This is a genomic window from Terribacillus sp. AE2B 122, assembly GCF_902497585.1.
Lineage (GTDB): Bacteria > Bacillota > Bacilli > Bacillales > Amphibacillaceae > Terribacillus > Terribacillus saccharophilus_A.
The window spans coordinates 25,614-45,128 of the sequence record NZ_LR700942.1 but is presented as its reverse complement, the minus strand read 5'-3'; the positions used below and the strand labels follow the sequence as shown (position 1 = coordinate 45,128).

The 19,515-nt window shown below is 42.8% G+C and carries 16 protein-coding genes and 1 other annotated feature; of the genes, 3 read left to right on the top strand and 13 right to left on the bottom strand.

The features are described from left to right. Positions 1 to 69: 69 nt before the first annotated feature. A complete protein-coding gene (locus AE2B122_RS19405; protein WP_281252971.1) occupies positions 70 to 903 on the bottom strand; it encodes an STAS domain-containing protein in 834 nt (277 codons plus the stop codon). A gap of 191 nt (positions 904 to 1,094) precedes the next feature. On the opposite strand from AE2B122_RS19405, the gene AE2B122_RS00205 reads away from it, so the two are divergent. After that, positions 1,095 to 1,958 (top strand): manganese catalase family protein, encoded by an 864-nt coding sequence (locus tag AE2B122_RS00205; protein ID WP_095220603.1) that lies wholly within the window; start codon positions 1,095 to 1,097, stop codon positions 1,956 to 1,958. A gap of 41 nt (positions 1,959 to 1,999) precedes the next feature. On the opposite strand, the gene AE2B122_RS00200 is transcribed toward AE2B122_RS00205, so the two are convergent. The 10 genes from AE2B122_RS00200 to tyrS form a co-directional block, all read right to left on the bottom strand. Further along, a complete protein-coding gene (locus AE2B122_RS00200) occupies positions 2,000 to 2,866 on the bottom strand; it encodes a DUF2382 domain-containing protein (RefSeq protein WP_175072777.1) in 867 nt (288 codons plus the stop codon). 162 nt (positions 2,867 to 3,028) lie between these two features. Beyond that, on the bottom strand, positions 3,029 to 4,072 hold the full coding sequence (locus tag AE2B122_RS00195) for a galactitol-1-phosphate 5-dehydrogenase (protein ID WP_175072776.1): 1,044 nt from the start codon (positions 4,070 to 4,072) through the stop codon (positions 3,029 to 3,031). A 177-nt stretch (positions 4,073 to 4,249) separates the two neighbouring features. Then, entirely contained in the window at positions 4,250 to 4,498 is a 249-nt protein-coding gene (locus AE2B122_RS00190) for a hypothetical protein (RefSeq protein WP_255248255.1), read from the bottom strand. Continuing rightward, the gene (locus tag AE2B122_RS00185) at positions 4,495 to 5,532 is read right to left on the bottom strand and encodes a zinc-binding dehydrogenase (protein WP_175072775.1); all 1,038 of its coding nucleotides are present in this window, start codon (positions 5,530 to 5,532) and stop codon (positions 4,495 to 4,497) included. The genes AE2B122_RS00190 and AE2B122_RS00185 overlap by 4 nt, the downstream gene beginning before the upstream one ends. A 19-nt stretch (positions 5,533 to 5,551) precedes the next feature. Continuing rightward, entirely contained in the window at positions 5,552 to 6,811 is a 1,260-nt protein-coding gene (locus AE2B122_RS00180) for a PTS galactitol transporter subunit IIC (RefSeq protein WP_095272952.1), read from the bottom strand. 64 nt (positions 6,812 to 6,875) lie between these two features. Further along, the gene (locus tag AE2B122_RS00175; RefSeq protein ID WP_095226577.1) at positions 6,876 to 7,160 is read right to left on the bottom strand and encodes a PTS sugar transporter subunit IIB; all 285 of its coding nucleotides are present in this window, start codon (positions 7,158 to 7,160) and stop codon (positions 6,876 to 6,878) included. Continuing rightward, positions 7,160 to 7,648: a PTS sugar transporter subunit IIA gene (locus AE2B122_RS00170; RefSeq protein WP_095220597.1), complete on the bottom strand. Its 489-nt coding sequence runs from the start codon at positions 7,646 to 7,648 to the stop codon at positions 7,160 to 7,162. The genes AE2B122_RS00175 and AE2B122_RS00170 overlap by 1 nt, the downstream gene beginning before the upstream one ends. Then, entirely contained in the window at positions 7,641 to 9,725 is a 2,085-nt protein-coding gene (locus AE2B122_RS00165; protein WP_175072774.1) for a BglG family transcription antiterminator, read from the bottom strand. Before AE2B122_RS00165 ends, AE2B122_RS00170 begins: the two co-directional genes overlap by 8 nt. 175 nt (positions 9,726 to 9,900) lie before the next feature. After that, the gene (locus AE2B122_RS00160) at positions 9,901 to 10,410 is read right to left on the bottom strand and encodes a general stress protein (RefSeq protein ID WP_095220595.1); all 510 of its coding nucleotides are present in this window, start codon (positions 10,408 to 10,410) and stop codon (positions 9,901 to 9,903) included. A gap of 123 nt (positions 10,411 to 10,533) precedes the next feature. Beyond that, on the bottom strand, positions 10,534 to 11,811 hold the full coding sequence (gene tyrS, locus AE2B122_RS00155) for a tyrosine--tRNA ligase (RefSeq protein ID WP_175072773.1): 1,278 nt from the start codon (positions 11,809 to 11,811) through the stop codon (positions 10,534 to 10,536). 51 nt (positions 11,812 to 11,862) lie between these two features. Beyond that, positions 11,863 to 12,068, bottom strand: a binding site (T-box leader). 119 nt (positions 12,069 to 12,187) lie between these two features. Here tyrS and AE2B122_RS00150 point away from each other — a divergent pair. After that, on the top strand, positions 12,188 to 14,896 hold the full coding sequence (locus tag AE2B122_RS00150) for a transglycosylase domain-containing protein (RefSeq protein WP_175072772.1): 2,709 nt from the start codon (positions 12,188 to 12,190) through the stop codon (positions 14,894 to 14,896). A 34-nt stretch (positions 14,897 to 14,930) separates the two neighbouring features. Here the strand turns inward: AE2B122_RS00150 and ccpA are convergent, their stop codons facing one another. Together ccpA and AE2B122_RS00140 are read right to left on the bottom strand one after the other, a co-directional pair. Continuing rightward, positions 14,931 to 15,926: a catabolite control protein A gene (gene ccpA / locus AE2B122_RS00145; RefSeq protein WP_095220592.1), complete on the bottom strand. Its 996-nt coding sequence runs from the start codon at positions 15,924 to 15,926 to the stop codon at positions 14,931 to 14,933. A 171-nt stretch (positions 15,927 to 16,097) separates the two neighbouring features. Beyond that, a complete protein-coding gene (locus tag AE2B122_RS00140; protein ID WP_095220591.1) occupies positions 16,098 to 17,192 on the bottom strand; it encodes a bifunctional 3-deoxy-7-phosphoheptulonate synthase/chorismate mutase in 1,095 nt (364 codons plus the stop codon). 190 nt (positions 17,193 to 17,382) lie between these two features. Here AE2B122_RS00140 and pilM point away from each other — a divergent pair, with 190 nt between their 5' ends. Then, positions 17,383 to 19,506: a pilus assembly protein PilM gene (pilM, locus tag AE2B122_RS00135; protein WP_175072771.1), complete on the top strand. Its 2,124-nt coding sequence runs from the start codon at positions 17,383 to 17,385 to the stop codon at positions 19,504 to 19,506. Positions 19,507 to 19,515 lie beyond the last annotated feature (9 nt).

Genomic DNA, 19,515 nt, shown 5'->3' with positions numbered 1-19,515 from the left:
AGCGGCGCTCAAGAATAACATTCGGTTTTAAGTAATGGGAATTTAGTTATGTCCCAGCCTCTTCAATCACTATATTTTCCGCAGCATAATCTTCTCTACCGTATTTTTCAAAGAATGGGTTGTCTTCAGCTGGCCAAACGGAATACCTAGCTGTGTTGAAGTTTGTGCAATTTCGGGTCGCATACCGGAAATAATTGTCTCTACTCCTAGTAGTTTTAACGACTCGACGATCGAGAATATCCTATGAGCTACCATTGTATCAATGACTACGACACCTGACATATCAATGAACAGATGATCTACTCCGAGTTCGGAGCAGCTATGAAGCACGTTTTCCATCATATATTGAGCACGATATGTATCTATTTCCCCAACCAGCGGCAAAAGCGCAACAGTAGGCGTCAACGAAATAACTGGTGTACTCAGTTCCAAAATCATGTCTTGCTGTGACTGTAATTTGAATTGAGATTGTTTTGCATTTTCCCGGATGAACCAGACAATTACCTGATTGAATGAATCGGTGATTTTCTGATAATAGTCCAAGGCTATTTGCGCATCTACCTTCTTTTCTCTGCAGAAATCCCGCAGAACATCAAGATACAATGCTTGATTTCGATGAAACTCATTGATGATTGCTTCGATCGGCGTATTCAAATGCCGATCATCCTTAGCAATGGAAACGATCCAATCCTCAAATGCATCACACGACACATCAGAATCCTGATTCAATACTTCACAAAATCGCTCATGAAATCCTCTATTCTGCGCTTTCAGCTGTGCAATAGCATCCGGTTCTGTTACCGCATATACGCCGCTCGTTTTGTCAGCAGCTGCATACCACTTCTCTACTATTTGATCTATATTCTTCAGATAGTGCTTATGTAATTCCTGTTGATATAGCATTTCTCTGCTCCTCATTCCTAGCTTCAAATAATGTATGATTACTTTTTACTATAGCATCATTAATTAATCATTTTCTATAAGTACGAGCAAAACCTAGAAAAAACAATACCATTTTCCTAAATAAAAACACATAAACAGCTACTGTTCTGCAGAGAATAAATACAAATTGCAGGAAAATGGGGTGCTCATCTATGTATTACTACAAAGAAGAACTGATTAATGTCATAAAGCCGGATAAGCCAGATCCAGCCGCAGCAAAAGCACTGCAGGAAATCTTAGGCGGTCACTACGGAGAAATGCGTACAATGATGCAATACTTCTTCCAAGGCTCTAACTTCCGAGGGAAGGATAAGCAGTTTCGCGACCTACTTCGCGGTATTTTCCTGGAAGAAATTGCGCATGTCGAGTTAGTTCAAAGTACCATTAATGCCCTTCTTGACGAGTCTGGTGAAGGAGGTGCAGGAAACACTGCACCTGATGGAGCACCGCTTGATGGACCAATCGAACACACACCGAATGTGAATCCGCACCATTATATAATTGGTGCACAGTCATCTATCCCGTTCGATGCTGCAGGAAATCCATGGAATGGCTCTTGGGTTTACAACCACGGAAACCTTGTTGCTGATTTGCTAAACAATGTCGTGCTGGAATCGACAGGGGTTTTGCAGAAGACGCGCATTTATGAAATGAGTTCTAATGCCACGTTCCGAGAAACACTTGGATTCCTAATCGTCCGCGATAATGCCCATCAAAACGCTTTCGCTAAAGCATTGGAAACACTAGGAGTCGATTGGGGCAAAACCTTCCCTATCCCGAATTATGATATTAATAAATATCCGGAATGCCGAAAATTTGTAGAAATGGGCTACCATAATACACAGTTTAATTTCCGTTTGGATCCCACTCGAATCTCTGAGATCATCCAAGGAACTGTACCTAGTAGAAACGGGGGCGAATTCACTGTCTCTCAGCCTCCTGCTGGCTTCCCAGTACCTGAGATGCCGGAACTGCCGAATGAGCACAGTCCAGGTTTAAGTGATTTGAATCGATAACAAACAGAAACCTCACCGAAAGTTATCGGTGAGGTTTTCTATTACTTGAAATCGTTATTCTTTTTTGTGCTATCTTTTATTTCAGCTTCTTCACGTCTCACATTTTCATGTACATGGACGTTCTCTTTAACATCTTTTTTATTTACGACAATCTCTTCTTTAATGACATCCTTCTTATCCACATCTACTTTTTCTTCAAATACTGGAACGTGGATTTCATCTTTTTCTGTATAAGCTCCGGCAGTTTTTCCTTTTTCACTTACTTTGTTAACTGGACGACGCTCAATATTCACTTCCTGTTTTGTAACAGGAACATCGAATTCTTCTTGATCCGTCACCGTACGTTTATCAATGTTAACCTCACCAGATTTAACTGAATTAGTATCAACATCTACTACCTCTTCATGCAACTCCATTTGTTCTGTTTGAGATGCGTTAGGTTGTCCAGTTTTACCGCTATTCAAATCAGCAAAAGCAGTATTGCCAGTTTGTGCAGTCTTATTACCAGGTGTTACGTGGTTGTCTTCTGCTCTTAATGTATCGCTATTTGTTGCTGAAGTATTTGCCTGTAATTTCTGTTGTGCTGATGGATGTACAAACAACAGAATCTTACCGCTCTTCAATTCATCTACATAACGATCCGTTTCTTTTTGGTTTAAGTTAAGATCTTCTAATGCCTTCTCCTCTGGGTCATCTCCAGAGAACAAAGCAGATACCTTATCGCCAAAGGAGCCTTTTGCTTCCTTATAATTCACGCTCAGTCTGTCTGCCAGAATAGAGGACTCGGGTTTCTTGTCTGTGATTACTGTTACTTTGTTTTCTTGGATACCTTTAGATTTCAATTCGTTCACTCTTACGATCACATCATTTTCATTTTGGAAGGTTTCGATTTTATTCTGTGCTAACATGTTGTATGCCTCCTAAATTGTTTTGAAGTGTTTCATGATTTTTGTATTCCCGGCAAGGTAATTTATAAACATTACCTTTACATTTTAGTCCTCATTGATTATTGCGAAAGTGAAATTACAAACAAAAAAGAAGATGTATTCTCATACATCCTCTTAGTAATATTACGGATGAAATAGCACCTTCACAGCATCAATACTTCGATTGGTAAGCTGCTTGAAAATTGCCGGACCTTCACTTAAAGGTATGTGATGACTTATCATTTTCTCGCCATTTATTTGACCTGTTTTCATGTAATGAATAGTGTTTGCCCATTCTTTACCAGGAAACGGAGCAGATAAAGCATTCCAGGAGCCATGAATTGTAAGCTCATTTCTGACGATTTTCTCAAAATAAAATCGTTCTATTCGTATATCAGCGTATGGAATACCCAAATAGACAACCTCGCCGCCCTTTTTAGGAAGTGATAACACTTGTGCAGATGTCACTGGTGAACCTGCTGATTCAATTGCTAGGTCGACTCCAGTGCCATCTGTGTATGCAAGTATCGCTTCATGAGGTTTAGCTGTCGAACCATCAATCACATGATCGGCGCCTACTTCCAAAGCAATATCTAATTTTCTTTTGTCAATATCGATGGCAATGACCCTCTTCGCCCCGAAGATTCTAGCCCATTGTATCGCAAGCAGCCCGATACTTCCGGCTCCCATTACAGCAACGGTTGCTCCGGGTTTAATTTGTGTCCGATAGAAACCATGCGCTACAACAGCAGCAGGCTCAATAAGCGCTGCCGTTTCATCATTCACTTCAGGAGGAAGTGGTATGACATGCACAGCTGGTAACTTCACATACTCTGCAAAAGCACCCGGCACTTTAGATCCGATGACGATTAATTCCTCACATTGCGAAGGCTGACCGCTATTACAGTAGTAGCAGTTTCCACATGCATGTGTCGGACAGGCTGCTACTCTATCTCCAGTTTTAACATTAGTGACAGCTGCTCCAATTTCCTCCACTACCCCTGAGAATTCATGACCGAATGTCATGCCCGCTATATAGGGACCAAGTTTTTTATAACGCGACAGATCGGAACCGCAAATGCCTGCAGCAGTGATTTTAATAATTACATCGTCTTGCGCTTCAATCGTTGGGCACGGCGATTGTTCATATCTTATATCTTCAACTCCATACAGATTCAGCGTCTTCATTCATGTCCCATCCTTTTATGTCTGCTTTGTTCTCTTACTCGTGAACAGCTTCAGGCATACACCACCTATAATTAGACCATTAAAAATTATTTGGTGTGCAAAATAGAAGGAGCTTACTTCCCTTAAGGACCCGAGCATAAAGTCAAGCATCATATCTACCATCTTTACACCTCCATATTAGTAGTCGGCATTTGATTTTCTATTCTGGATAATCGCTACAGCCCCGCTTGCACCAATTCGTGATGCACCAGCCTCAATCATCTTGACTGCATCTTCATAGGTTCTTATGCCTCCTGCGGCCTTAACACCAATTTTTCCTTGTGAAATGTTGGATAAAAGTTCAATATCGTCTACCGTCGCACCTCCACCGTTGAATCCGCTAGCTGTTTTCACAAAATCAGCTTTTCTTTTTCCAACGTTTTTCACCTTTCTTTCGCTGGTGTCAGAAGGACTTTGATTGCTTCTCCTGATTTTATTAATTGATAAGCTTTTTCCCATTCTGATATATCGAAGATGTGGGTGACTAGTGCAGCTGCATCAACGGCACCGCTTTCCATTAAGTGCAGTGAAGGTTCCCAGTCAGCTGGCTTCTGGCTCCTGCTGCCAATAATTTTCAATTCCTTTTGAATAACCTTCTCCATATCAAACGGAATGGTTGCTTCGGCAAACAAACCTACTTGAGCGTACTGTCCCTTTTTTCGAAGAAGTGACAAACCCTGATGCGCAGCTGGAATCGCTCCCGAACATTCGAAAATGACGTCCGCACCATACCCATCTGTCAGTCCTGAAATAATCCCTTCCAGCGATTCTTCCTGTATATTGACCACATAATCAATTCCAAGTGCCTTTGCTTTTTCCAAACGAACTGTATCAGATGACAGGCCAGTGATAACTACCGTGGCACCTTTGCTTTTAGCAACTTGTGCAGTCAAGAGACCAATAGGCCCTGGTCCTATTACGATCACAATGTCATTCGGCTTAATCGTTGTTTTAGCTACTGCATGATGCGTGCATGCGAGTGCTTCTGTCATTGCTGCCGATTGATCATCAACATTATCCGGGATACGGTGAATGCTCTCAGCCCTTGCAATCACATAAGTTGCAAAGCCGCCATCCTGCTGTGTTCCAAGCCCTTTTCTATACTTGCATAAGTTATAATCCTTCTGCTGACAATAGCTGCATTGCCCGCATATATAGAAAGTCGTCTCGGAAGTAACCCGATCTCCTGGCTTCAGGTGGCTGACATTCCGACCAACATCAACTATAACTCCAGCAAATTCATGTCCTAATGTGACAGGAGCAGCTACTCGGTAGCTTCCTTCATACGTGTGGATATCAGATCCGCATATACCAGCATACGTTACTTTTATTTTCACTTGATCTTCTTCTGGATAAGGCTCAGGTTTGTTTTCAATGACAAGATTGCCGTAACCCAACTCCTTTTTCACTAAAGCATGCATATATGCTCCTCCTAGCTTATTAATTGAATATTGCGAAAACCTTCCATATAATCCAGTTAACTAAGTTGCCTCCCTGGTCGATACTAGAAACCATTGCCGATCCTTCTGGCATTTCAATATTGGCAGCTGTCGTCATATCTGTGAAAATAGGTGCAATATCTGTGGCCATATACAGTGATAAGGCAATCATGATTGTTCCGGTTATCACAGAATGAATAATGTTTCCTTTTGCTGCTCCAACGATGAAAGCAACTATGAATGGTATAGTAGCCAAATCCGCAAAAGGCAGAACAGCATTACCAGGCAGAATGACTGCCAACAGGACTGTGATTGGCGTAAGGATCAGAGCAGTCGAGATGACTGCAGGATGTCCCAATAAAACCGCTGCATCCAGCCCTATATTGATTTCACTGTTACCGAATCGCTTACTAAGCCAGTTCCTGGCAGACTCCGATACCGGCATCAGCCCTTCCATAAGAATTTTTACCATTCGGGGCATTAGAACCATGACCGCCGCCATCGCCATTCCGATTTCGATGATATCTCCGACTCCATAACCCGCTAATGCACCTATACCAGCACCTAGTAATAAGCCGATTACCATCGAGTCTCCGAAAATACCAAATCTCTTTTGGATTGTTTCCGGATCGGCATGTATTTTGTTCAAGCCAGGAATCTTTTCAAGCAGCTTCACAATTAGGATGCCTGGAGCATAGGAAATCGTACTCCCTGTTGCCACAGTAACACCAGGCATTTCATAGAAATCCTCTACCATCGGCTGTGTCCAATCCGCCACTTTCAAGCAAACAATTTGGAATAGGACAGCAGCAATCAGGCCTTGTACGACACTTCCAGAAACGGTATATACGACAGCAGCCATAAATGTATAGTGCCAATAATTCCAAATATCCACATTCATCGTTTTCGTCGTCTTTGTCACAAGCATGACGACGTTGACAACCAGCCCAAGCGGGATAATAAATGCAGCCACTACGGATGCCCAAGCGATGGACGATGTGGCCGGCCAGCCGACATCAATTACATTCAAATCTACTCCCAATCGGTCGACCATCTGCTGTGCAGCAGGTCCTAAGTTCAACGTCAGTAAGTCAACGACGAGGAAAATACCGACGAAAGCTACCCCGATTGTCAGACCGGACCTGAACGCCTTTCCAGGCTTTTGCCCGAATAATAGACCAAGAAGGAAGATAGCTACCGGTAAAATAACAGTTGCACCTAAGTCCAGAAAACCTTGTAAGAAACCCACAAATGAATCCATCATGCAGCCCCCACTTCTAGAAAATGAGGTCGATTCCAAGAAACTTGAAACCGACTCTCAAATCTCATTTTTTTAATTCATCCAAGATTTGATCCTTCGTCTCTTCCAAACCGATTCCGGTCAAGAATGATCGCGCATTAATCACTGGGAAAGGATAGGATGTCTTTACCATTGCTGTCGTAACTAGCAAGTCAGCTGTGTCAACATAGGCATTGACTTCTGCTATTTTGATTTGGATCAGGTTAACATCAATTTTATGTTCTTTTGCCATCTCTTCAATTGCACTGTTTACGACAGTGGAAGTGGCAATACCAGCACCACAGGCAACCAACACTTGTTTTTTGGCCATTATCTGTCACCTCCTTTACTGGCGGACAAGCTAAGCTTCCTGTCTATCAGCTTGACTACATCCTCTTTTGTTTTGGATTCATACAGTACTTGCAGCGTCGTTTCATCTTGAAAGAAGTTCATTAGATCTCTTAATAGTCTCAGCTGTGCATGTGACTGCTGCATCGCCAGCATGAAAATAATACTGACGGGCGTTTCCATGGACGCTTCTCCCATCACCTGGAAGGCTGCCGGCTCCTGCAGCAACGCAATACTGATCGCATTCTTTTTTACATGTTCGATATCCGTATGCGGGATGGCAACAGATATCGACGAAGCAGTCGGTAAGCCAGTCGGATATTCCTTCTCACGTTCGATAATTCCTGACACAAAGCTTGCTTCGACAAGATTCTCTTTTACAAGGTTTTCTGCCATCTCACGTAATATCTCTTCCCTTGTTCCAGTCATTTGCAGAAATACCAGTGTTTCATCCAGGTAAAATTCAGCCATAATAGAACTCCTTCTCCTTTACTACATCATCTGAATATTGTTGAATGATTCGCCTCATATCCGGTATGCCGGAAGCATCTATCAGTTTTTTCAAATCCGCTTCAGACTTTGATAGCTTCATGAGCTGCATCAGGGCATGAATATGCTCTTTTTTATCCTTCGCAGCGATGACTACCAAAATATGAATGCGATAACCTAAATACTGAACCCCGTTTTTAATTTTAAGCAGGCTCATTCCGGTGCGGACGACACCATCTTCTGGTGAAGCATGCGGAATTGCTATACCAGGCCCTATCACGATATATGGATCTTTCTCACAGCTTTTAATCATTGCGTCGATATATCTCGGCTCAATATTCCCTTTATCAAGCAGGCTGCCTGCACAAGAGCGCACAGCATCTTCCCATGACCCAATCTGATACGCCATTTTTAAATGCTGATTTATCAAGAAGTCACACAGTTGTTGCTGCTGCGTCTCATCCGATGTTGTTTTAACTACGTGCTGGTCGACTTGAGTGAGATATGCCTGCAGTTCTTTTTCAAGAGCTTCCTTGTTTTTCACTGTCGCGTGATTACTAATAATTTGAATGATATCGCTTGTCCTGACTTCTTTTGATACAAATCCATGGATATAAGATAAGACCTGTTTTCGGAGAAGCCTTTTTTCGTGTGTATCCAGCACTGTCTTCGTAATGAAGAGCTTCCGCGAAGTTTCTAGTAATACTGGTGAGAAGACAATGTCATACTCCAGGTCATAAGTGATGAATTCACGAACAGACATGCTGTCCAAAAATATAAATTCCGGGAAAAGCCTGCTTAACTCATGGAACATCAGCTTGGAGACAGATACACCTTGCGGACATACGACAATTGCTTTCACTTTTTCTCCGATACTTTCTCCCTGCTGCCTGATCCAACCACCGATAAGCAAGGTGATATAGATCTGTTCATTCTCTGGAATCTCACTTTCAATAAAGAGCTCCAATGGTTCGAGAGACCGTTTGACCAATTGGTGCAAGGAACGAAATTCTCCGTTTAATACTCCTGGAACCGGTGTAGTGTCAGTGAGATTGTATTTAATTCGGTAATAAGCTGGTTTGATATGCTGCATCAATTTATGGAGCAGCTGCTTCCGCTCTTGCATACGGATACAGGTAACTTTTTCAAAAAGACTGAGCATGCTGTCAACCGCTGGATATAGGTCTGGTATTGCATCTTCCTCCTTCATCTCCGTCGTTACTACATTTGCAGACAGTAAATGCAATGTGATAAAAAGCTTTTCCGCTTCCGGCAGTCCTTCCTGGTCAAATAATAATTCCTCTGCAGCTTGAAATTCTTTCGTACCAGCAAGTTCTTTATAGCTTATCGGCGGGTCTGTTAAGCGCGCCCCTTTCCGAATTCGCTGCAAAATCAGGAATAAGGTGAGTGGCATTGTTTTCATTTTTTCATCTGTAAATTTGATAGACAGCTTTTTTTCTACCTGTTCGATTCTGTCACGGAAGGAATTCAAACAATCTTCTTTCAACTCTAAAACATCTATCAATTCCGGAAGTATGTTATCCGACTCTAGAAATTCTATCAATGTAGACATAAGGGCCTTCCTAAGCTGAAATTCGTTTCCTTCAATATAATAGCCGAGCTTTCGGCCATATCGTATATGCAGCTGGAATGGTTCAAGCTGTTTCTGCAAATTCTTCAGATCACGCAATATTGTATTTCTGCTGATATGCAGTGCAATCGAGAAATGATCCAATGTAAGATAATCTTTGCTTATCAGCATACAAAGAAGGAGATGCGTTCTTTGACGAACTGTCAAAATGGAAGAATGATTCTGTTCCGCCGTTTCTTTCACTTGATTCAGTGCTGTAAAAACTTTTTCATCGATGAGAAATTGACCCTGTGACGTTCGCTCTATTAACGGTAAGCTTAGTTGTTTGAGCCAGCTGTTTATCTTTTGAATGGAATAGCCGAGCTGCCTTTTCGATAGGCCGAATTTCTTTTCAATTAATGCACTGGAGATGCTCGGATTACTTAATAAAGCATCCAGGATAGCGGAGTTACGTTCATTAAGATTCATCAAATCCTCCTTTCTCTAAATTCATCTTAGCACGTAAATATTCTTATTGTATGCGCTTTCAACATCATCGCTTGAAGAATGGATGTACAGCATGGGACGGAACCCAATTTATGTTTTTGCACACAAAAATAGCTTCATCAGCAGAGCAATGCTGATGAAGCTTGAATATGTTTCTTTATCTTCTTGTCTTATTCAATTCATTCGCATTTTGATCTTTCGTATTCGGCTCCGCATGAAGTCCGTCATTCGGTTTATCGGCTGCATACAGACCATCTGCCGTCATACCTTTTTCCCCTTCTGTCGCATGATCACTACGGTCTTTTGTAGTTGCAGTACTGGCAGCAGTAGTAGGGTTTACCGGTTTATTTTCTGCATACAGCAAAACTTTCCCCGCCTTCAGTTCATCAACATAACGGTCTTTCTCAGTTTCCGAAAGACTCAGGTTGTTGAGGACTTTCTCTTCTGGATCTTCACTGGAGAAAAAGGATGCAAATTTTGTGCCAAAGGAACCATTTGCTTCCTTGTAATGAACATCTCTTTTATCTCCGAGAATGCTGTTATTCGGTTTCTTGTCTACAATGACTGTAATATCCTCTTCTGGTACGCCAGCAGAGATTAATTCGTTCACTCGTACGATTGCATCACTTTCATTGATGAATGTTTCGATTGTATTTGTATTAACCATTGTTTTTACCTCCTATTGATTTACTTTCTAGTAAATGCCTAAGGACTAGATGGTTATTACATTCCCCCTCCTATTCTAACGAAACATAAAAAGCACTATCCTGCTCGGATAGTGCTTCTCATATTAAGCAAATTTCAATAGAGTATACTTCTTCTTGCCGCGGCGGATGATGATGAATCGTTCATCAATCCGATCCGCTTTCGTAAGAACACGGGACACTTCTTCTTCTTTTTCACCATTGATACGGATCGCACCGTTTGTGATGTCTTCTCTTGCCTGTCGTTTTGAAGGGGAGATTCCTGCTTCCACCAACATATCGACAAGCAGTTTGTCTTCGTCAGCTGCCGTGTGAGACGGCACATCCTTGAAGCCTTGTTCGATTTCAGCACCATTAAGTGAAGCGATATCGCCGCTGAATAGAGCTGCTGAAATCTTGACTGCCTGCTCTAATGCTTCTTCACCGTGTACAAGCGTTGTCATTTCTTCCGCCAGTTTCGTTTGAGCAAGACGTTTTTCCGGTTCATTCTCAACGCTTTGTTCGTATGTTGCTATTTCTTCAAGGGACATGAAAGTAAAGTATTTCATGAATTTGATTACATCACGGTCATCCGTGTTGAACCAGAATTGGTAAAATTCATAAGGAGTCGTGCGTACCGGGCTGAGCCATACTGCTCCACCAGCTGTTTTACCGAATTTCGTCCCATCAGCTTTTGTAATAAGCGGCACAGTTAGAGCAAAGGCTTTGTCCTGCGCTTCTTCATTATTGCCTGCATGAGTCCGGCGAATCAATTCCATACCAGCTGTTATGTTTCCCCATTGATCACTTCCACCAATTTGAAGCGTTACATTTTCTTTTTCGTACAAACGAAGATAATCCAGAGACTGCAAGATCATGTACGTAAATTCTGTAAAGGAAATACCGTTTGCCAATCTAGACTCAACAGAATCCTTCGCCAGCATATAATTGACTCCAAAATGCTTCCCGATATCACGTAGAAAATCAATGATGCTCATCGAACCGAGCCATTCTGCGTTATTCACTGCTTTGGCAGCATTTTCACCTTCATCGAAGTTCAAAATGCCAGCAAGCTGCTTTTGAATAGCTTGACTGAAGCTTTCTACTGTTGCAGCATCATTTAAGTTACGCTCATCAGAACGTCCGCTTGGATCTCCAATCATTCCTGTGCCTCCGCCGATAAGCGCGATCGGACGGTGACCTGCCTGCTGGAATCGTTTCAGCATAAGCATCGGCACAAGATGCCCGATATGCAAGCTGTCGGCTGTTGGGTCAAACCCACAGTACAAGCTCACCTGCTGGCTGGATAGATGCTTCTCCAATCCTGCATCATCACTCGTCTGCTGTACCAGACCTCTGTCTTTCAAATCCTGTAAAATTGACATATTGACCACTCCTCATTTACATTTGAGAACAAAAAAATACCCCATCCCTAAAAAAGGGACGAGGTATGACTCGCGGTACCACCCTTGTTGCAGTGTAAACTGCCACTCGGTTTGCTAACGGATATACATCCGTCTCCTGCTTGAACAGGAGAAGCTCCAGCTTGTAATTGGCAAAACAACTGTATACTGACTCGCACCGGCCGTCAGCTCTCTGCAACAGGGAATCGTTCCGCTACTATAACCTTCAACGCAATATTTATTATGACTGTTCCTACATTATTACCATATGCATGGATAAAATGCAACAAGGATTTTGGACTCACTACGAAAATTGACTATTATGGTATAATAGACAAACCAATTTCGGGGGTGAAATATGCAAATCAAAGCAATATGGACGAGAATTAGCAAACGAATTGCGGAAGCTTGGAAGGCTGGCCGAATTCAGCGGAATTCTCGTATCACATATGACGTCATCTGGAACTTATTCCTCTTTTTCCTGCTTATAGCTGGCGTCGGGATTTTCTTTGCTGCTGGGGCTGGTGCAGGATATTTTGCATCACTTGTGAAAAGTGAGCCTGTCCGTTCCTATGACTCTATGAAAGAAGACATCTACAATTATGAGGAGACCTCTTCCATCTACTTTGCTGATGATGTCTTCCTCGGCAATATCAAAACTGACCTTTACCGGGAAGATGTAAAACTCGATGACATTTCACCATATGTTGTTAATGGAATTATCGCAACCGAGGATGATAATTTCGAAACACATGATGGTGTTGTACCGAAATCTATTCTTCGGGCTCTTATGCAGGAAGCAACGAATTCAGAAACGAAAACCGGTGGGAGTACGCTGACACAGCAGCTTGTCAAAAATCAAATACTCACCAATGAAGTATCCTTCGAACGGAAAGCAAAGGAAATCATTCTGGCGATGCGCTTGGAAAAAGCGATGAATAAGGATGAAATTCTGGAAGCTTACATGAATATCGTTCCGTTCGGAAGGAATGTTTCCGGAAATAATATTGCCGGTGTACAGACTGCAGCTCAAGGTATCTTCGGTGTAAACGCGAAGGATCTCTCGTTACCTCAAGCCGCTTTCCTAGCCGGTTTACCACAAAGTCCAACAGCTTATTCGCCATTTACAAACAGCGGAGAGCTAAAGGAAGAAACTGCCCTTCAGCCAGGTTTAAATAGGATGAAGCAAGTGCTTAACCGGATGTTTGATGAAGGCTATATCGACCAAAAGGAATACGATGAAGCAATTGGCTATGATATAACACAAGATTTTGCAGAAGCAAAACCTGCTTCTACTGACGACTATGGCTATTTAACTACCGAAGTCGAGCAGCGTGCGGCAGATATTATTGCGATTCAACTCGCTGAACAGGATGGCCATTCTGAGAAAGATCTGAACAAAGATAATGACCTTAAGAACGAGTATCTTGAAAAAGCAGAACGCGATATTCGCCAAAAAGGTTACCAAATCCATACGACAATCAACAAAGATATGTATGTTGCGCAGCAGAAAATCGCAAAAGACTATGCGTATTACCAGCCAGATCATTGGGTGGAACGGACAAATAGTGACGGAGAAACAGAGACTGTTTCCGAGCCAATCGAAGCCGGTTCCATCATGATTGAAAACAGTACTGGTAAAATACTAAGTTTCGTCGGCGGGCGGGATTATGAGAAAAACCAAGTAAACCATGCCACTGATACAAAGCGCTCAAATGGTAGTACGATGAAACCGTTGCTTGTGTATGCTCCAGCGATGGAAGAAGGTACTTTACAGCCGGGAAGTGTCATTCCCGATGTAAGCAAAAGCTTCGTCATACCTGGTCAATCGAAATCTTATAGTCCTGGTAACTATGGCGGCACTTATCATGGTTTAGTAACGGCCCGTAAAGCACTGGAGCAATCTTACAACGTTCCTGCAACCAGAGCATACGCGGATATCCTAAATCTTGATCCTGCAAGCAAATATGTGGAGAAGATGGGGATTACCACTTTGACAGAGGGTGATCATCACAATCTCTCAGCAGCATTAGGCGGGATAGCATACGGTACAACGGTTGAAGAAGACGTTAACGCCTATGCAACCTTCGGTAATAACGGAGAGTTCACTGATGCCTACATGATTGATTCCATCACAACAAAAGACGGCAATGAAATCTACAAACATGAGTCGAAATCGAATAAAGTGTTCAGCCCGCAAACGAACTATTTAATGCTCGATATGATGCGCGGTGTTCTAGATAGTGGTACAGCTACCTATGCGAATTCGCAGTTGTCCAATAAGAGTGTCGATTGGGCAGGTAAGACTGGTACATCCCAGGATTATCACGATTCCTGGTTCGTAGCTACCAACCCGAACGTAACAGTCGGTGTATGGATGGGCTATGATAAACAGGATTCTATCCAGACTTCTGGAATGGGATACAGCCAGCGAAATCAGCTGCTTTGGACACAGTTGGTGAACAGTGCAACCAAAATCGATCCAGACATGATGGCCCCTAGCGAGTCATTCAAACAGCCTGATGGACTGACGAAAGCGTCTTATTGCGCAATTGGCGGCGGAAAACCAACTGATCTCTGTAAACAAGCAGGAATGGTTAAAACTGATCTGTTCGATAAAGATCATGTGCCGAAAAAAGCGGATGATAGTCTGATCAAACAAAATGGCAAAATCGTCCTTAATCCTGACTTTGTAAAAGCAAACGAATTACAGGGAGTAAGCATCGAACAGCTCTTCCCTAATAATGAGAAAGTACAAAAGCTGATTGGGAAACCAGCAAGCGGCAGTACTGCAAAGAAATCAGATGATAAAGATGACACCGTGAAGACAAGTTCCGGTGCACCGCTTCCGCCGACAAATGTACAGAAAGCTGATGACAAGTTAACGTGGTCGCAGTCAAAAACAGAGGACGTAAAAGGATATCGCATTCTGCAGAAGCAGGGAGATAGCTTCAAACAGATTGGATTCAGCGATCAATCCTCGTTCAATCTTCCTGACAATGATTCCACTTATCAAATCAAAGCTGTTGGTAAGGACGACAAAGAATCCGAAACAATTACACTATAAAAAAACTAGCGTATCCGATTGGATACGCTAGTTTTTATTTTGTAGAATTTCGTTCGATGATGCGGTGAGGAAGAATGACGTTCTTATCGGATACTTCCTCTTTATTCATCAGCTTCGTCAATAGACGCATTGCTACAGCACCGATATCGTAAGTAGGCTGTACAACGGTGGAAAGTGTCGGACGAACCATCGTTGCAAGTCTTGTATTGTCATACCCTACCACTTCAATATCCTCCGGTACACGCAGTCCATTGTCCTGGAAGCCATGGATGACACCGAGTGCCATTTCATCAGAAGATACGAATACAGCAGAAGGACGATCAGCCAAGTCTGCTAGCTGTTTCGCAGCATCAAGACCAGAATTGTACGTATTGTTGGCTTTTACGATGTATTCCTGTTTCACTTCGGTATTATTTTCCGTTACAGCGCGGAGATAACCTTTGTATTTCTGGTTATTTGTTTCAGCTTCTGCCGTTCCTGCAACAAACGCTGGCTGCTTATGATTATGATCGACAAGCAGTTTAGTTGCTTCATAAGCTGCTTGCTCATAGTCGATAGCTACAGTAGGTATCTCGCCTGTTCCTTGTCCAGTTGCTGCAATGACGATTGGTACAGGGGATTTATCGAACTGCTGCAGCAGCTCATCACTAATTTTACCACCCATGAAGACGATACCGTCCACTTGTTTCTCCAGCATGCTGTTAAAGAGTGTCAATTCTTTCTCTGGATTTTGATCGGAATTGCTCAGGATCATATTGTATTTATACATGGTTGCAATATCTTCAATCCCGCGCGCAAGCTCGGAGAAGAAGATACTGGAGATATCCGGTATAATTGCTCCGACTGTTGTAGTTCGTTTGCTTGCAAGCCCCCTAGCTACTGCATTCGGACGATAACCGAGCTGTTCAATAGTGCCGAGTACTTTTTTCCGGGTTGCAGGTTTTACGTTCGGGTTGCCGTTTACCACACGGGAGACAGTTGCCATCGATACGTTCGCTTCGCGGGCAACGTCGTATATGGTTACATTCATTGTGTCATTTCCTCCTATATACCTTACACGATTCCAATCATCTAAAGATGATAAAAACAATTTGTATGTTTATTCACATATTCTTTACCCATTATACCAGAGTTTTGAACATTTCAGTAGAAGGAGATTCAAAAAACCCTTGATACTATAGGATTGCTAGGCTACCAGCTGTCAATTTCCGGAAGGGACACGACTAGCATAACTGCTGTGGGCAATAAGGTCACGATAAAATGCATCAAATCGCGGCAAGTCCATTTGCTGCGCTGCATCGGAAAGGGCAACAGCCGGATCTGGATGAACTTCCGCCATGATACCGTCAGCACCAATTGCAAGAGCTGCTTTCGCTGCTGGAAGCAGCAAATCACGCCGGCCAGTGGAATGCGTAACATCGACCATGACTGGAAGATGGGTTTCTTGTTTTAAGATCGGTACAGCAGTAATGTCCAATGTGTTCCTTGTTGCAGTTTCATACGTACGGATTCCTCGTTCACAAAGGATAATGTCATTATTCCCGCGGGAGCTGATATATTCTGCTGCATGGATGAATTCGGAGATGGTCGAGCTCATGCCGCGTTTCAAAAGAATTGGCTTCTTTACATCACCAGCTGCTTTCAACAATTCAAAGTTCTGCATATTACGAGCGCCAATCTGTATGACATCCAAATACTCGGCTGCTTTCTCGATATCCTCTGGTGCTACAATTTCACTGATAACGGCCAAATCATACGTATCAGCAATTTTTTTCAAGATACGAAGTCCTTCCTCGCCTAAACCTTGAAAATCATAAGGAGAGGTGCGCGGCTTAAAAGCACCTCCACGCAGAAGCTTCAAGCCTTTTTCCTGCAGTGATTCAGCTACTTTGGCTGTCTGTTGGTAACTCTCCACAGAGCATGGTCCAAAGACGAACTGCGGCTCTCCATTCCCTATTTTCGTACCTTTAATAGTAATGACCGTGTTTTCAGGTTTGCGGCGCCGTGATACAAGCAATGCTTTATGCATATCATCTTCCTGCAGTTCAAGGCTTGCTTTAAAGATTTCCTTGAACAAATGCTGAAGTGTGGCATCCTGAAACGGTCCTTTGTTATTATCAGATATGACATTCAGCATATCTCTTTCCCGTACCGGATCAAAGCGCTTCGTTCCTTGCTTTTTTTTCACTTCGCCGATTTCCTGAACAAGTTTACCTCGTTCATTTATCAAAGCAAGCAGTTCAAGGTTCACTTCATCTAATTTCTTTCGCAGTACCGTTAATTCATCCATATTCATCGCTCTCTCCCACTCTCTATCTAGTATATCCAGCTCAAGTAATTAGCAATCATTATAGCTAAAAGTTTACGCGCTGTCATCCACAAATAGTGTAGAATGACAATAGGAGCTTTAAATGAATCCAGAAGAAGTTTCATTAAGCTACAGTGTTCAGTGAAGCTAAGAGTTCAATGCAGAAAGGAATATCGTTTTGAAAGAAAGAATTTTCGCTTTGGATATTGGGACTAGATCCGTTGTCGGCATGCTTCTTGAAGAAGATGCTGGTATTTATACATTGATAGATTACGAGATAATTGAACATGATGAGCGTTCGATGCTTGACGGCCAGATCCATGATGTAGTTGCCGTCGCACAGGTTATCATGGAAGTGAAAGTTAAACTTGAGGAAAAACACGGTCAGCTGCATAAAGTATGTGTCGCAGCTGCTGGACGTTCGCTGCAGACAAAACGTATCCGAATGCAGCATTCAATAGCCGAACGAGGTGTATTGGACCGAGAGCAAGTGCAGCATCTGGAGCTCAGTGCTGTACAGCAGGCACAATATGAAATCGCCCGATCGAAGGATAAGAGTACCGATTATTATTGTGTCGGCTACTCGGTTCTGCATTATCAGCTCGACGAGCAGGAGATTGGTTCGCTGATAGATCAGCAAGGCCAAGAAGCAAGTGTAGAGATTATTGCCACTTTCTTACCGAAGGTCGTTGTAGAATCTTTATTGTCAGCATTAAAGCGCAGTGATTTGGAGATGGATGCACTGACATTGGAGCCAATTGCTGCAATCAGCGTCCTTATACCACCATCAATGCGTCGTTTGAATGTAGCATTGGTTGATATCGGTGCTGGTACAAGTGACATTGCCATAACGAATGAAGGAACAATTACCGCTTATGGCATGGTTCCAAAAGCCGGCGATGAAATCACAGAAGCGATAAGTGATCATTATTTGCTCGATTTTCACGTAGCCGAAGCGGCAAAAAGAGACTGGGCAGAAATAGGGACAATTACGACGATGGATATTCTCGGCTTTGAACAGCAGTTGGAAGCCGATCAAGTCGAACAGGACATAGGCTATGCAGTCGACAAGCTGGCAGAAGCAATTGCAGAATCTATTATGCAGTTGAATGCAGTTCCCCCAAAAGCTGTCATGCTCGTCGGTGGCGGCAGCCAGACACCTGGACTGGCTATGCGTTTGGCGAAACGGCTTGAATTGCCGGAGAATAGAGTAGCTATACGTGGAACAGAAGCCATCCAACCGCTTGCGAAAACGGATAACGTGCCATCAGGTCCTGCTTTTATAACACCAATCGGCATTGCCTTGGCAGCTAAACAGAATCCTGTACATTATGTCAGTATACTTGTTAACGGGCGTGTCATTCGTTTATTCGATATGAAAAGACTGACTATTGGTGATGCATTACTAGCAGCAGGGATACAGGTAGCACGTCTTTACGGGAAACCGGGAGCCGCTTGCATGATCACTTTCCAGGGGAAACCGCTCACTCTTCCTGGCACATTAGGACAGGCTCCAACTATACGACTCAACCAGCAGACGGCAAGTCTTGACTCAGCTATAAGAGATGGAGATAAACTGGATGTCGAAGCTGGAGTAGATGGTTTGCCTCCACAAGTGACTGTAAGCGATATAACAGGAGATTTAGATCCGATTACAGTCTTCTATAATGGTCGACCTTATCAGATGAAACAGCAGCTGCTCGTAAATGGTCAGCCAGTCCACCCAAACCATCAGCTCAAAGACAGAGATGAAATTATCATGCAGCGAACAACAACAATAGAACATTTCTTACATGAACAGCAGCTATCTTTGCCGGCATTGCCTGATGACACGGAATATGAAGTCTACATAAATGATAAGCTAATGTCGATTGATTCGTTTAGTCAGGTGTTTACCATCAATGAAATTCCAGCACGATTACGTGATCAGGTGAATGATGGAGATAGTATCCGTATCTCTGAACGCAGATCACCAACTGCATCTGAGCTGCTTTCTCATCTTCAGACGGAAAATCAAGCGAGTTTGACAGTTGAGTTCAATGGAAAAACACTTAAGCTTACTCCTCCCGCAGCACAGCTTTATAGTGGAGATAAACCATTGGAACATGAGGAGCAGATTTCTAGCGGTGCTCGACTTCAAATGCGTGTAGCCACAGATCAATTCATTATCCAGGATATTTTCCGGTTTGTAGATATAGATCTGACAAAGATTAGTGGAAACTTCCAATTATATAAAAATGGAGACAAAGCATCCTTCCATGACTTTTTGTCTCCACACGATAAAATAGAACTGACCACTTAAAAAAGCTGT

Excerpts from the sequence above, each read along its gene's own strand:
- AE2B122_RS00170 (WP_095220597.1), bottom strand. The coding sequence starts at position 7,648 with ATGGCTGAATTTTACCTGGATGAAACACTGGTATTTCTGCAAATGACT.
- AE2B122_RS00150 (WP_175072772.1), top strand. The coding sequence starts at position 12,188 with ATGCAAATCAAAGCAATATGGACGAGAATTAGCAAACGAATTGCGGAA.
- AE2B122_RS00175 (WP_095226577.1), bottom strand. The coding sequence starts at position 7,160 with ATGGCCAAAAAACAAGTGTTGGTTGCCTGTGGTGCTGGTATTGCCACT.
- ccpA (WP_095220592.1), bottom strand. The coding sequence starts at position 15,926 with ATGAATGTAACCATATACGACGTTGCCCGCGAAGCGAACGTATCGATG.
- AE2B122_RS00185 (WP_175072775.1), bottom strand. The coding sequence starts at position 5,532 with ATGCATGCTTTAGTGAAAAAGGAGTTGGGTTACGGCAATCTTGTCATT.
- AE2B122_RS00180 (WP_095272952.1), bottom strand. The coding sequence starts at position 6,811 with ATGGATTCATTTGTGGGTTTCTTACAAGGTTTTCTGGACTTAGGTGCA.
- AE2B122_RS19405 (WP_281252971.1), bottom strand. The coding sequence starts at position 903 with ATGCTATATCAACAGGAATTACATAAGCACTATCTGAAGAATATAGAT.
- AE2B122_RS00140 (WP_095220591.1), bottom strand. The coding sequence starts at position 17,192 with ATGAATATGGATGAATTAACGGTACTGCGAAAGAAATTAGATGAAGTG.
- AE2B122_RS00205 (WP_095220603.1), top strand. The coding sequence starts at position 1,095 with ATGTATTACTACAAAGAAGAACTGATTAATGTCATAAAGCCGGATAAG.
- AE2B122_RS00200 (WP_175072777.1), bottom strand. The coding sequence starts at position 2,866 with ATGTTAGCACAGAATAAAATCGAAACCTTCCAAAATGAAAATGATGTG.
- AE2B122_RS00195 (WP_175072776.1), bottom strand. The coding sequence starts at position 4,072 with ATGAAGACGCTGAATCTGTATGGAGTTGAAGATATAAGATATGAACAA.
- AE2B122_RS00160 (WP_095220595.1), bottom strand. The coding sequence starts at position 10,410 with ATGGTTAATACAAATACAATCGAAACATTCATCAATGAAAGTGATGCA.
- tyrS (WP_175072773.1), bottom strand. The coding sequence starts at position 11,811 with ATGTCAATTTTACAGGATTTGAAAGACAGAGGTCTGGTACAGCAGACG.
- AE2B122_RS00165 (WP_175072774.1), bottom strand. The coding sequence starts at position 9,725 with ATGAATCTTAATGAACGTAACTCCGCTATCCTGGATGCTTTATTAAGT.